Raw genomic sequence first — 13135 nt, 5'->3', positions numbered from 1 at the left:
CGCTGGTGCGAACACTGCGGACAGAGCGCATACTGATTGCCGGCCTTGAGAGATCGAACCACGATCCTCTCGTCGCGCAGCACCTTCGCTACATCGACACCGGCCATGTCAGATCGCCACGCTTCGTTTGGGTGGCGGCGGCCTTCGGTCTGCCGGACCTTCGGTCTCCCAACGCTCCCCGTTGATCCAGGTGATTGCGTGCGGGATGAACTGTTCTCGGGACCGGTCACGAGAGACCTCAGCGTTGGTCCGCTCGGCGAAGTATCGAAGGCCGGTCATGATGGTCTCGAACTCCACCCGATCTTCCCGCTCAAGCTTGGCAAGCTTGTCGAGGGCCGCTTTCTTGCTGGTGTTCTTTCGCTTCGGATACAGCGACCAGAACTGCTCCCGATAGTCGCTCGGCCAGGGCGCAGTCTTGCGCGGACGCTTCGGTTCTTGTTTCGGTTCTTGTGGTGGATCTAAGTGGTGGTTCAAGGTGTCATCCTCGTTTACACCCCCGTGTGATCGTCGATTACACGCCGAGTCTTTCTGAGCGACTCCCCTGTCATCCTGGGTTACACCCCGGGTGTCATCGTCGGTTACACCCCCCTCCGGTGGGGGGCCGTCGTACTTGTTGGCTGCGGCAATGCGCAGCGTGTATTCTGAGGATCGCGTGGCGCCGTTGGCGTGCTTGCGGCCGGCCGAGGTGATCAGACCCATCTCTTCCATGAGGCTGAGGTTCTTGTTCACACATGGCCTCGAATAGCCGGTGATTCTCGCGATCGTGTTCTGCCGGGGGTAGGAGCTGTCTTCGTCGCCAGCAAAATTGGCGAGGATGATCAGGATGTGACGCATTGTCGGGGTGACCTTCTTCGGATCGACATCGACGAAGTCCTCGATCACCCAGTTGATTGCTCTGATGCTCATGGTTTTCCGTTGCGCTATGGCCGGTGGGGCTTGACCCCAAAACCGGGCCGGTGTATTTGCACGAATGCAAACAAGAATGCAAGCCACGAGATGTGGTGCGTTGCAGAATTACTCAGGCACTAGAGGTTCAGTTGAGTTCCATCATCCGCGTCGCCGGCATCGACCCTTCGCTCGCCAACTGGGGTATGGCGAAGATGCTGCTGGACACGGACACGCTGGCCCTGGAGCTGGTAGAAATCCACACCATCGTGACCGAGCCCCGCAAGGGGAAGACGGTACGGCAGAACTCGGACGATCTGCGCCGAGCGAGAGAGCTGCACGACGGCTTTCAGGCCTGGATGACTGACTGCACCCTTGGTTTCGTCGAAGTCCCCTCAGGATCCCAGCACCAGCGCAGCTCGCTGGGCTTCGGCGTGGCGATCGGCGTGCTTGCTTCGTCACCTGTCAACCTGATCGAGGTCATGCCGGTGGAGACCAAACTCGCCAGTGTCGGCACCAAAACCGCCGAAAAGCCGGAGATCATTTCCTGGGCTGCCGGCCTCTATCCGTCTATTCCCTGGCAGAAATATCACAAGGACGTGGTCAGCAAGGGAAAGCGAACCCGCCAGGCTGGCGATCTGCACGCTGACAATGAGCATGCCGCGGACGCCTGCGCCGTGGTCCATGCAGGCATTCGAACACCCGAATTTAAGCAATTACTTGCATTGTTGAAAGGCGCCTCAAGAAACTTGAGTTGCTGAATCGATTCTCGGGTAGATATAAGTCACTGATTTTGTTTGATATAAATTCGAAGTCAGAACAGAATAAGAACAAAAAATCATTTGCAATCGTGCGAAACCTGTCGTACGGCAGGGCATTAGCATCCCGACAAATGGAAAGGATGAAATGCGAATGTCAGTCAGAACTTACTTTTCATCCAGAGCGAATTGAGCGTTTGGCATCACACAACCTATGCGTGGCCAGACGCAATCTATCGATAAGCGAACCATTCTAAGGGAAGCTCGCAAGTGAATTTACCGGTACAAAACATGGCCAAGGCGCAATCACCAAAGCAAGTAGTGATCGAGTGGATCGATCACATCTTGGATCGGAAGAAGTGGAATGGAACCGACCTGGCACGCCATTGTGGCCTGGCTCCTTCGACAATCCTCCGTCTCCTCAACAACCCCGATCACCCCTTCGTTCCGACTATTACCACGCTTCAGAAAATCGCGAACGGATCGGGCTATCCGATCCCGAAGAAGGTGATGGCGGCTCTGGGTGCCGATGATGCAAAGGAAGCTGCGGCCGATGCGGAAGCCGGCGAATCCTCGTCACGTTCGTCGCGCAGGACTACGCCAACCGTAGAGCTGCGTCACGTATCGTCGCTGCCATCTGCTCTGCAGTCGGCTGCCAGCCCGCGGCGAGACGGCTACGTGCCGGCGCCGCCACAGCTCGCGGGGGACGATACCGCTTTCGCGTTCCACATGCCGGATAACTCGTTCGGTCAGTGGTTAAAGACAGGCACCCTGATGTACGCCACCAAGCGGCGTGATCCGGTCCCGGGCGATCTCGTCATGCTCACCGGCAAGGACGAAAAGACCAAGGTTCGTCTGCTTGTCGACATCAACGAGAGCGGTCTCAGCCTCTCCAAGTCGATGCCGGTCACAGAAGACGAGACCATGCAGTTCGACGACATCAAAGAAATCGCCATTATCCTTGTGACGGTTCGAGAATAGTGAAGGGTCGCCCGCGGGCGGCCCTTCTTTATATCCCAAAGGTCTTCTGGATCCTGTCGACCATCGCCCTGATGGTTTCCGGTGGGGACGTCATCACGTCGACGTTAAAGTCGGTCTTGAGCTGCCGTAGCTTCTGAAGCCATGCCTCAGCCTGCCTGACAGTGGTCAGATCGACTTTCTCCTCCCATTTCATTCGCTTGATCTCGAGATCGGCCTTCTTGATCTCGAAGTCCAGGAAGTCGAGAAATTCCCGGAGCTGCACTGACAGTCTTGTGATGGCTGGCTCGATCACCAGCAGCTGATCACAGATCTCATTCATGATCAGCGGAAGCCGATCGGCGAACTTCGCATTGATCGGCGGCGGAGGCGGTTCTTTGGGGACAGGCTGTGCCGTACTGGTTGTCATTCTTCCTCCTGCTTACGAGTCCTTGATCATGCAGCCTCAGCGATCGGCGCCGGCCTGATCACAGCCATGCGACCCTTGACCCATTGGTCCCGAACAACCAGGATCAGCTCGGCTCGTGGCCTGGGTTCGCAGACCGCTCGCCACTGCGGACCTGGTTTCGATAGCGCCCACACGACGTAGAGCGTAGGTGATGCTTTCGACTTCATGTCTTCTCCTTGAGAAAGTTGGTGATGGGTCCGTCGCCCTCGTCAAACACGTTGACGATGCCACGGCCTTGCAGCTCGTCGACGGGGATCCAGATGGTGAAGGTGAGGCCTTGAGGGGCAGGGAGCTGATCGATGCACTCGATCAGGCCGGTTGCTCCCGGCTTGAGCGTGTGCTCGATGTCGTCGTGGTCGGCGCCCTTGGTCTCGGTCAGCATCTCGACGCGCTGACCGAGCTTGAAGCCGGCGGCTTCGTGCAGGCCGTCCCTGTGGCCGAACGTCCTATCCATAGACGATATCCCCAAACAAGCAGGACTGGATGAACACGTCGCCGGTCTCAGCGTCGCCGTTTTCCTTGATCATCTGCTCGATGCGCCAGAGGTGATTGTCGGCCAGGTACTGCAGTCCATTCCTCATGGACTCTGGCGTCATTTCCTTGGGCTTGCGCTCATCGTGGACTTTGATGAGGATCTTCCAGCCGCCAGCCGCCCAGAATTTCTCGTCGTCGTACCAGGGCGACACGTCGGTGCTGATCTCGCCTTCGGGCTTGAAGGACGATGCCCAGTAGCTGATGCCGCCTTCGACGCCGGCCACGATCTGGTCGGTTATCTTGCGCCAGGTCAGCCCATTGATCGAAAGCGGGATCGTATCGGTGGTAGTCGTTGTCTCGGTCATTACTTGATCTCCTCAGCTGTGATTTCGTTGATCTCGGCGCTTTCCACCTCGCTGCTGCACTGATGGCAGAGGCAGATCTGCGCTCCGGGTTCGGCCATCGCGATGGCTGCGTCTCTGTCCTTGGCGTCGAACACGCCAAGGTATTTCGTGCCGGAGACGGGCGCCGTAGACGTGGAATTTCGGCATCAGCTGAAGTCCATTTCGCCGTAGCCGTCTTCGTTGTGCCGATCGGAGCGGCGATACTCCCCGCGATAGCGGGAAGGTGCTCGTCGTTCGCCCCGATTGGTCTGAATGATCTCGCTGACGCTCTCGACGTCGTCGAACTCGTCCTCGATCAGCGATGTGTGATTCCAGGTCATGCGACCTCCTTGGCCCGTTCGAAGTGTTTCGAGCCTGTTCCGTGAGCCTCGATGGTGATGTCAGCTTTGGCTTTTGACCGTTGGCCGCCGCAAAGCAGGCAGTAGGCGCACTGTACGGACTTGCCCATCTCGGCCGCTGCGGGGCAGTGACCTTCGCCGTCCATCTTGGGCTCGCCCTTCGGGCGGACGCGGTAGGTGCGGAACCCCAGAGCCTTGGCCATGATGCGATCAGTCTCGCTGTCGCAAGAGGCCATGCAGAAGTCCGCCAACTTGGGGAACTGGCGCCAGAGATGCGAGTAGCCTGTCAGCTCATCGACCTGGGCGAGGGCGACCCGCCACATGCTGACTGGAGCGGCACCAGGATCGCCGTAGGCGCCGATACGGACGCGCTTGCGGGCCAGGAGCTTGCGAGCCTTGGCCGGCGTGACCTCGGGATAGATGCCGCGCTGGAAGCCATCCCAGATGACGCGCGGGCCATGCATTAGGGTAACGTAGCAGGACCGCTCCACATTCTTGCGCAGACCCGTCTTGGGATCCGTGACGATCCGGCCGCGGTGGATGCAGCTACCGCAGACTGAGACGTCATCGCCGGTCTGGGCGGCGAGTAGAGGGTTCTGGTCGGCGCGTATGATGTAGATCTGGACCATCGGTCCAGTCTTCGAATTGCTGCCGCCGTCTTCCAGACCAGTGGCGATGACGACGATAGGCTCACCGTCGATCAGCGACGGGCCACGGTACAGAATAAAACCGTTCATGGGTCTTTCCTTGTTTGTATTCATGCAAACACCAGTGCAGCACGAGGATGTGTCCGGTAAGCCAGGGCCAGGTCGGCCTGGGCACGGCTCAGATTGCGGGAAAGGATGCTGATGTGCTTCTGCTTGCGGGCGATGAAGGAGGCGAGTGCCTCTTCCTCGGTTTCACAGGCCCACCGTTTGGTGGCGGTCAACAGGACGAACCTGTCGCAAACCCATGCTCCCTTCGGTGTCCGTTTGTGGACCCGCCACCACGTCATCTCCAGCTGCGGGTCAGTGACGCCATACCGGTCAGCATCGGCATCGATGACGACTGAATAGCGCTTGGCCTCGCAGCGGAAGAGGACGTCGGTGTCGGGCGGCGGGGGACCGAACGGATAGTGGAGGATTACTCCTGCCACTCGCCGTTGCCTTCGAGGATCTGCTCGACGAAATCATGACCATTCTCGTCGGTCTTGATGTTCGCCTCGATCCCCTCGACATCGTAGTCGTTGACCTTGATGGTTACCCCCGGCGGGGCTTTGAACCCCTGAACCATCCCGCCTTCGATGTCGATCTCGATAACTGTCTGTGCCATCAGGCTACCTGCTCCTTCGGTTGCAGCACGTTGTCATTGACCGCCTTCTGCTTCGGCATCGGCGGGTTTAGATCCACGAGAGTGTCCATCGACCGGGTCGCGGCGACGTAGCAGAGGTTCTGCTCCTGAATGATCTCCCAGGGCTGCGAAGCATACTTGGAGGGGCAGGTGGCGAACCGGTCGAGCCAGAACACGTACTTCCATTCCCGGCCCTTCGATTTATGGATCGTCGATAGGGTCAGGATCCCGGTCACGTTGTCGGCGAAGATGGAGTTGATGTAGTTCACCACGTCCGTGATCAGGTGCTGCTTGCGCTCCTGACAGGCTTCCATCACCACCTTGAGCGTCTCGACCTTGTCCTCGGCTTCCTGGACCTTCGCCATCTTCTTCTTGGCGATCCACTTCACACTCTCAGCGTCGAGCCATTCTTCGAGCTTGTCTTCCAGCTCGGGGATCGTGGTGATCGACCGCCACCGGGTTGCCAGCTTGATCAAGGCCTCGCCGATGTTTCGCCCCTCGATCCGGCAAGGAATGTTCTGGCGGATCAGGGCGAACGCCGCGGTCACCAGCGGACGGGTGTTGCGGCAGAGGATCGCCGAGTCTCCATAATGAAGCTCGCGCTTCAGCATGAAGTCCTCGAAGGTCATGGCAGTGACGGTGCCCTGCGGCGCCGACTCGTGAGCCTGGATGTGATTGACCCAGGTCTGTGCGAACCGGACGATGCTCTTCGGGCACCGATACGTGACCGTCAGAGGCATTTCCTTGCAGTCGAAATGCTCCTTCAGGTTTTCCATGCTCTCGTTGTCGGCTCCCGTGAAGCCATAGATTGCCTGTCGGGGATCACCGACGCCGAAGAACCGGCCGTTATCCTTCAGCAGGGCATCCGCCAGAAGCTTGCGGCTTACGTTGGCGTCCTGCGCCTCGTCCATCACGACATTGTCGAACTGGAAGAAGTTGATCTGGAAGAGTAGGGGCAGGTAGATCATGTCGTCGAAGTCGACGACCTGGCGCATATCGTTGGACGCCTTGAGTAGCGAGATGGCGACCTCGATGATCTTGTCGGCCTTCTTCTGCAGCGGCTCTTCGTCGAACAGATCGAAGTGGTCGACGATGTCTTCCCAGATCGAGGTATCGTCGATGTGGCCCTGTCCGGGAACGCCGACAGCGTTGGCCTTGGCCAGCGAAACCAGGTGGCAGATCACCGAGGTGTGCGGCACCAGGGTGATATCGATCTCGTCTTCCTCGACCCAGGAGGCGCAAATCGCGCCGACCTTGTCGCCCTTGACGATTACGCCGGGAACAGTGCGCTTGTAGTTCCGCAGGCCGATCGAGTGGGTGGTCGACGCCTCGCAGCGCTTCCAGTCTACGCCGCGCTTCTTCAGCTTGGCCTTGATCTCGTCGGCAATTTTCTTGTTGTAGGCCAGGATGATGGCGTTGCCGCGCAGCTGGTCGGCCGCCTCCAGGATTGTCGTGGTCTTGCCGGCGCCGGCCACGGCGATCAGTACGATGGAGCTGGTGCCGTTCCTGGCCTCGTTGATGAAGGCCGACTGCTGCGGCGACCATTGAATTGCGTTCATGGGGGTTCTCTCGATCGGTTGCAGATCATGGATAGCAGACATTTGCATTCAAGCAAGCGTTCTTTGCAAAAAATGCAAATTAGGCTGCCTCCCGCTGTTCCACCGGTTGGAGTGTTTTCAGGGCCTCGATGACGAGCTTGGCGTCATCATCCTTGTAGACCTTGCAGATGTACCTGCGGTCGTGGAAGATAAGCCATCCTTCGCCATGGAAGTTCGAGATCCTGAAGGTCGCAGGATTGTCGGCGAAGAAGACGGACTTGACCTCCTCCGTTAAGTGCCGGGGCTGGACGCTTCCGTAGCAGTCGCCACGGAGCAGGCCGCGTTCACGCAGCTTATTGACGGTGTGGACCTCTCCGCCATTGACCCAGACGTAATTGACGGCGCCGATCGTCAGCACCTTGGCAATGATCTGCTCCTGCAGCTTGGTCAGTGTCTTAGGCATCGATCCGTCCTTCCCCTCGGGCTATTGCGTGCTCGATCACCTTCATGTCGTAGGCCAGGCGGATTGCGTCACCCAGGTATTGCTGAGGTGGTGTGTATAGGCCTGCATGCCGCACCATGTTCATCACCTCAGGTAGGCCGGGCCGTACGGGCCGATCTGCTTCAAGCCGTTGTGCTCGTCGAAGACATTTCCGCGAGCGTGCTTGGCCGGGGTCGACCAGCCTGCAGCCTTGAGAACGTCGCCGGTCTTCTTGTCGACGAAGGCGAATGCGCTGCCGTCACGCTTGATGCGATAACGGACGATCAGCTCTTCCAGCTCGAACACCGGCTTGGCGAGCTTGGGGTAGTTGGCATCCATGTGCTTGTCGCTGATCTGCCTGCACCCTTCGAAGAAGGACTCGACAGCTACTTTCAGGTCGGGCATTTCGATTTCCTTTGCATTCAAGCAAGGGGCCGGGCAGCACGAAGCCACCCGGCCGGCTCGCATCAGGTGGTGAGGTCGGCCTTGGCCGCTTCCAGCTCTTCGAGAGACAGGTTCTCGAGGTTCAGATCCTGCCGGCGGGCGATAGCCTGGTTGATCTTGTCCAGACGCTCAGCCTTGCCGCGGGCGGCAACCTTCTCGGTGTTCTCGGCCAGCTTGACATCGATGATGTGTTTGACGATGTCGAACCTGAGCTGGACGGTCTTGTCGGTCTTCTTGGCGGTATCGACGAACGAAACGTCGTCGCCGTTTTCCAGCTGCTTGAACAGCACCTTGGCGATGTCGTTCAAGTTGACTTTCTTCTCGCTGGTCAGCGAAAGATCCCACAGATCCTCGACCGACAGCGGGCCGACCTGGGTATCGAAGCGAAGCTTCTCTCGTGTTGCTTTCTCGAACATGTTGTCCTTCCTTAGAACGTGACTTTGACGGTACGGGTGAAATTGCCCTTCACTTTGGCTAGGATCTCGTTGCGCTGTGTGCTTGAGAACCCGAGGCCGCTGATCTGGTCGGCCGAACTTTCAGCCTTCATCTTCGATCCGACGATCTCGATGACCTTGCGATGCTGATCCAGCTCTTCCCTGAGGAACTCATTGAAGAAGCCGCGTGCCTGACCGTCGTTCTGGCAACCGCGCATCATGAAGAAGTAGTGCTTGTTGCCGACACCCCGTCCGTCCCAGTAGTTCGGGGAGAGCATCAGCAGGTCGACCTTGTGGAAGTCTTGGGTGGGGAGCTGCCACACGGTCTTGCTTGCCTGGGTCGAGGGCAGGGACTCGATGATTTCGATGCCCTTGGCCTTCGAGTATTTGAGCTTGGCGACCATGATCTTCTGCTTGTCACGGACCGCCTTCTCGTGGGCGAAGCGGGTGACCTGACCCAGCCAGTCGATCTCAACCTCGAAGCCGACGTCCACGCTCTCGCGCTTGGAGAAGTTGTTGACGTAGAGCGTGTAAACGCCTTCCCGCATCGTCGTCCGGGACCGGTAGAAGATGTTCTCGACCGGCGTCCGCGTCGTGCCGCCGCCGGCATTCATGTCGACATCGAGCATGCCGCCGAGCCGTGACTGCAGACCCTTGTTGCGAAAGTAGATCTCGTGCCCGTCCGGCTCCACCATGTGGAAGTCCAGGTCGTCATGGTTCGACCAGGCCAGTCGGCAGCACAGGTCGCCGCTGACGTTGCCGCCCGCCTTCTTGACCCGCTCCCGGATCGAGTCCGCAAGGTCTCCGTTGTAGGACCAGGAGAAACCGTTATCCCATTTGAACAGCGGCACCGCGGCCGGGTCGACCGGTGCGATCAGGCTGACCAGGTTGTTGAGGTGCCGGTTCTCGAACATCACCTCGATCGAGTCCGCGTTGGGTACGATGTCCGAGATGAACTTTTCGATGGTCACATCCTCGACCTTGTCGAGCTTCCTGGCCGAAGGCTTTTTGGTTGGGATGCTGTCGAACACGTCGCCGCCCAGAGCCTTCCGGGCCGCCCGATCGGCGAACAGGATGTTGTTGACGGTGACGTCTGTATTTCTGGCGTAGCGGCGCTCCAGAGCCGAAGCCAGCCCCAGCTCCTCAATCGTCGCTTTGGCCTTGTTGATCATGGCCGGAGTGACCAGCGCAGTGGCGCGCTTGTAGTTCTGGGGAGCAACCATGGCCTCGAACCTGCCGATCGCATTCTCCAGCTCCAGACCATTCGACAGGTCTACCAGCAGCTGGCCGATCGAGGTGTTGCGGATCTTGGCGACGGAGCCGGGCATGGTCTTGACCTTCGACCAGACGAACACATCCCGGTCGAGATCGGTCAGCTCGGAGGCTTCCAGCTTGACCTTGCGGAAGGTCTCGACGGCGAACTTGTGCTCGCTGCCGCGGTACAGCGAATTTTGCTTGATCAGATCCAGAACGGTGTCGACGGCGTCCATTGACAGCTCGTTGATGCTGCGGAGCAGGACGTCGTGAAGGGCTCGGGTACCGGACAGCTGCGGGCCGATCAGCTCGCCACGGGCAACAACGCCGGCCGGAAGACGGACGAAGAAGTGATCCCAGGAACGCACAAACTCTTCGATCGATTCGAGGGTCTTGTCGGCGCCGGCCGTTGATTCGGTGTGCAGGAACTCGTTCTCGATCGACTTCGAGCGGACCAGCTTTGCCATCGCGTCAGCCACAACCTGATAGGTCGGGTCGCCGACAGCGCCGTCCCAGATCGTCACGACCTTGCCGTTCTCGATCGACACGACGTTACCGACCGCGCGGATGAACTGGCGGCAGCAGCTGCAGTCATGCTCGGTGCGCTCCCGGAACATCGGGTTGGTTCCGGCCGGGAAGCCGGAGAGATAGGTAGACCAGAGGTCATCCTTCTCGACGGCGGTACAGAACAGGCCGCCGTTGCCCATTTTCTTGAACTGGAGAGCGACGGCATTCTTGAACTTGCAGAAGTCCATGGTGGCTTAATCCTTGATGATTTCTTTGATGGATGCGTTGGCGACGAACCCGAGATACCCGTCCTCAGACTCGACCATCACGCGCTTGTCTGTGTCGTCATTGTCGACGTCGCCAACGGTGTATTCGCCGTCTGGCGCATCATCGTCGCCCTCAACGCGAACCCGATCTCCCGGGCTCACGATCAGGACACGCATGGCGGAAGGTTCTGCCGCCGCCTTATGCTCCCATGCTGGAGGCAATTGCTCGCCGTCGAGGAACAGGCCATCCTCACTGAGGACGGCCCGTCCCTCGGTCGCGTGGTCCACTGCCGCTCGCACGTCCGTCAGGCGGACCAGCTCTTCTTCGTTGTCGCACCCCTCAGTGAGACGCGCCTTCACCACGGCAAACGCCGGGTGGTCGACCGCAAGAGTCCAAGGACGGCCGCTGGCGATGAAGAAGATAGAAGTGTCAGTGATCACACTGGCGATCATGTTGCTCTCCGGTTCGGTAATCAGGCGGCTTCGTTGAGGACCAATTCTTCCTCGACGTCGTTGTTGTCATTCGCCACTTCCGGTCGGGCCAGGAGGGCGAAGTAGTGGTTCAGCTTGAGAACCTTCGTTGCCTGGCGATGGGAGTGGTAGTAGCCATTTTCCTCGTTGATCGATCGGAGCAGCAGATACCGTTCGCAAAGCGCTTCGTAACGCTTCTCGATCTCGCCGATCGGGCAGACCACGTCCGGCTTGTTGATCTGAACGCCAAGCTTCCGCAGCGCCGAGAACGCCTTGTCGGTCTGCGTGGACGCGGTGGAGTTGTTGTCCAACGCGACATGCAGAGCCGACAAGTCGGCCTGGAACTGCCGGACATCGTCCGGCGCCTTTACGAAGACAGCCATCTTAGCCAGGTCATGAAGCTGGTGGTTCAGATGCCCGAGCGTCTTGTGGTGCAGGCCGGTGAACTCCGAGACGTCAACGCGATCCCGCAAGGCATCGAGCAGATCGTCGGCAATGAAGTTCCAGTCGCCCGAAACCTCCTTGTCGTAGTCCTTGACCAGGATGACCTGACCAACCTCGATCAGGCCGAACTCGACCGCCGTCATGATGACGCTTTCAGCATCGCTGAACTGCATCGACACGCCGTCGCTTGTGAGCCTCAAGCTGTCGCCGCCACCACGCCGCCGTCGACCTCCATAGGTCGGAGTGGCTTCCACCATGTAACCGCCTTCAGCGAGATCGACGTCCTGGGTGATACGCTGAACGCGGCCACCGCTCAGGACCATCAAGGTCTTGCGCTTGCGGATGGTCTTGCTGGTCCGCTTCGACACCGGCACCTTGAAGCTGTCGAGGTCGATGACTTCAGGATTGCCGAGACGATAGAGAACCTGGTCGCGGACGATCCGCTTGCAGCGCACCCAAAGCACCTTCTTGCCGACCAGTTCTGCCATCTGGAACCGGCCGAACGAGTAGCTCGGGTTGTGCTCGATGACGACCGTGGCGTCTGCCGCCCATTTGGTGCGAGCCTGACCGTCCTCGAACTTATCGAACGAGGTCCAGCCTTCGGACAGGCACTCGACCTTGCAGTCCTCCTTGCTGACGTATTCGCTCAGGTTGTGACCTTCCCACTTCACCAGACGGCGAAGGGAGGCCTGCCGGGTCGAGCCGAGCGTGTTGGTCTCGTCCTCGAAGATGCTGCACGCCTCGAACAGGGAGTTGGCCTCGGTCACCTTGAGGCGAACCTGCTCGATGAACGTGTTTTCGTATTCCGAGATCAACGACTTCAGCGTCGTGATGGTGGTCTCGTCGTAAGCGATATCCTCACGCGACAGGGTCACCTTGAGCGACCCGATCGGCGCGTCGAACAGAACGGTATCGCTGCTGTCCAGGAAGCCGCTGGTCTCGATCTTGTTGAGCGTGATCGGATACATCACGCAGCCCATGCGGACCCGCGGACCGTAGAAGGGAACCGATCCCTTCTTGTACTTGATCCACTTATCGCCCTGGCTCTCGATGACCGGCTCGTCCCACTCGATCGCCGGCAGGATGGTCGGACGGGGATTGAACGACCAGAGGATCTGGTGAGCCCGGTCCCGGAAGGTGTTGATGTCGGACTTGTTGACCGCGAACGACACTTCCATGCCGGCCGGCTGGTCGGACGGACCTTCGAACAGCAATTCCATCTTCGGCATGCCGTCGTCAGCGAGCGACATCACGTAGCAGCGCATCACGCCTTCGAAGTAGGAAGTGACGTTGTAGCTGCCGGCGCCGGTATCGCCGATCAGATAGGCATACGGGCTCTTGGAGCCAATGCCCCAGCCGCCGACCTGGTCGTTGCTCTCACGCTTCTTGGAGGCGTACGGCTTGGCATAGACGTTCTCCATGTCGAACTCGGACATGCCGGTTCCGAAGTCACGAACCTTGAACACGGGGTTGAGATAGGTCGGCAGATGAACTTCGAAATTCCCACGGGCAGCATCCCAGGCATTGGTGCAAAGTTCACGTACCGGATAGCCGATCTTGTCCGACGCCAGGCCGGAGAAGGTGGCGTAGAAGGCAACCGCGTTGGTCTCGAACGCGACCTTGATTTCCTTCTTGACGCCGGTTGCGGTGTGGGCGTGCTGCTTCATTCCAAGCTTCATGGA

Annotated in this window: 18 protein-coding genes; 2 read left to right on the top strand and 16 right to left on the bottom strand. The window is 59.1% G+C overall.

The window, feature by feature from the left end; genetic code table 11:
• Positions 1-108: 108 nt before the first annotated feature.
• The gene (locus tag BLR13_RS39530; RefSeq protein WP_091977341.1) at positions 109-906 is read right to left on the bottom strand and encodes a helix-turn-helix domain-containing protein; all 798 of its coding nucleotides are present in this window, start codon (positions 904-906) and stop codon (positions 109-111) included.
• A 131-nt stretch (positions 907-1037) separates the two neighbouring features.
• Here BLR13_RS39530 and BLR13_RS39525 point away from each other — a divergent pair, with 131 nt between their 5' ends.
• Both BLR13_RS39525 and BLR13_RS39520 read left to right on the top strand, forming a co-directional pair.
• Positions 1038-1646 carry a hypothetical protein gene (locus tag BLR13_RS39525; protein WP_091977338.1) on the top strand — a complete coding sequence of 203 codons (609 nt, stop codon included), beginning with the start codon at positions 1038-1040 and terminating at the stop codon, positions 1644-1646.
• 288 nt (positions 1647-1934) lie between these two features.
• Positions 1935-2624, top strand: a complete 690-nt coding sequence (locus BLR13_RS39520) for a helix-turn-helix domain-containing protein (RefSeq protein WP_091977336.1) — start codon at positions 1935-1937, stop codon at positions 2622-2624.
• Between the two features lie 28 nt (positions 2625-2652).
• Here BLR13_RS39520 and BLR13_RS39515 read toward each other — a convergent pair whose 3' ends face one another.
• The 15 genes from BLR13_RS39515 to BLR13_RS39455 form a co-directional block, all read right to left on the bottom strand.
• The gene (locus BLR13_RS39515; protein ID WP_157793796.1) at positions 2653-3030 is read right to left on the bottom strand and encodes a hypothetical protein; all 378 of its coding nucleotides are present in this window, start codon (positions 3028-3030) and stop codon (positions 2653-2655) included.
• Positions 3031-3232: 202 nt separating this feature from the next.
• On the bottom strand, positions 3233-3523 hold the full coding sequence (locus BLR13_RS39510) for a hypothetical protein (RefSeq protein ID WP_091977331.1): 291 nt from the start codon (positions 3521-3523) through the stop codon (positions 3233-3235).
• Positions 3516-3908, bottom strand: a complete 393-nt coding sequence (locus BLR13_RS39505) for a hypothetical protein (protein ID WP_091977329.1) — start codon at positions 3906-3908, stop codon at positions 3516-3518. Before BLR13_RS39505 ends, BLR13_RS39510 begins: the two co-directional genes overlap by 8 nt.
• The gene (locus BLR13_RS42375; RefSeq protein ID WP_283808264.1) at positions 3908-4042 is read right to left on the bottom strand and encodes a hypothetical protein; all 135 of its coding nucleotides are present in this window, start codon (positions 4040-4042) and stop codon (positions 3908-3910) included. The genes BLR13_RS39505 and BLR13_RS42375 overlap by 1 nt, the downstream gene beginning before the upstream one ends.
• Before the next feature lie 51 nt (positions 4043-4093).
• The gene (locus BLR13_RS40960) at positions 4094-4267 is read right to left on the bottom strand and encodes a hypothetical protein (protein ID WP_157793795.1); all 174 of its coding nucleotides are present in this window, start codon (positions 4265-4267) and stop codon (positions 4094-4096) included.
• Entirely contained in the window at positions 4264-5022 is a 759-nt protein-coding gene (locus tag BLR13_RS39500; RefSeq protein WP_091977326.1) for a hypothetical protein, read from the bottom strand. Before BLR13_RS39500 ends, BLR13_RS40960 begins: the two co-directional genes overlap by 4 nt.
• 20 nt (positions 5023-5042) lie before the next feature.
• Positions 5043-5420: a hypothetical protein gene (locus tag BLR13_RS39495; protein WP_091977323.1), complete on the bottom strand. Its 378-nt coding sequence runs from the start codon at positions 5418-5420 to the stop codon at positions 5043-5045.
• Positions 5408-5596, bottom strand: coding sequence for a hypothetical protein (locus BLR13_RS39490; RefSeq protein ID WP_091977320.1), 189 nt, complete (start codon positions 5594-5596; stop codon positions 5408-5410). Before BLR13_RS39490 ends, BLR13_RS39495 begins: the two co-directional genes overlap by 13 nt.
• The gene (locus BLR13_RS39485) at positions 5596-7173 is read right to left on the bottom strand and encodes a UvrD-helicase domain-containing protein (RefSeq protein ID WP_172805600.1); all 1578 of its coding nucleotides are present in this window, start codon (positions 7171-7173) and stop codon (positions 5596-5598) included. The genes BLR13_RS39490 and BLR13_RS39485 overlap by 1 nt, the downstream gene beginning before the upstream one ends.
• Before the next feature lie 79 nt (positions 7174-7252).
• A complete protein-coding gene (locus tag BLR13_RS39480; protein ID WP_091977315.1) occupies positions 7253-7615 on the bottom strand; it encodes a hypothetical protein in 363 nt (120 codons plus the stop codon).
• A gap of 123 nt (positions 7616-7738) precedes the next feature.
• Positions 7739-8038 carry a DUF7717 family protein gene (locus tag BLR13_RS39475; protein ID WP_091977313.1) on the bottom strand — a complete coding sequence of 100 codons (300 nt, stop codon included), beginning with the start codon at positions 8036-8038 and terminating at the stop codon, positions 7739-7741.
• A 62-nt stretch (positions 8039-8100) separates the two neighbouring features.
• Positions 8101-8493, bottom strand: coding sequence for a hypothetical protein (locus BLR13_RS39470; RefSeq protein ID WP_091977311.1), 393 nt, complete (start codon positions 8491-8493; stop codon positions 8101-8103).
• Positions 8494-8504: 11 nt separating this feature from the next.
• Complete coding sequence (locus BLR13_RS39465) at positions 8505-10520, bottom strand: hypothetical protein (RefSeq protein WP_091977309.1); 2016 nt, start codon at positions 10518-10520, stop codon at positions 8505-8507.
• A 6-nt stretch (positions 10521-10526) separates the two neighbouring features.
• Positions 10527-10991, bottom strand: a complete 465-nt coding sequence (locus tag BLR13_RS39460) for a hypothetical protein (protein ID WP_091977307.1) — start codon at positions 10989-10991, stop codon at positions 10527-10529.
• Positions 10992-11011: 20 nt separating this feature from the next.
• Positions 11012-13132, bottom strand: a complete 2121-nt coding sequence (locus tag BLR13_RS39455; protein WP_091977305.1) for an ATP-binding protein — start codon at positions 13130-13132, stop codon at positions 11012-11014.
• Between the last annotated feature and the right edge of the window lie 3 nt (positions 13133-13135).

The organism is Bradyrhizobium ottawaense, from assembly GCF_900099825.1.
Classification (GTDB): domain Bacteria; phylum Pseudomonadota; class Alphaproteobacteria; order Rhizobiales; family Xanthobacteraceae; genus Bradyrhizobium; species Bradyrhizobium ottawaense_A.
Note: the sequence above shows the minus strand (reverse complement) of the source record. Positions and strands in the feature narration are given on the sequence as shown.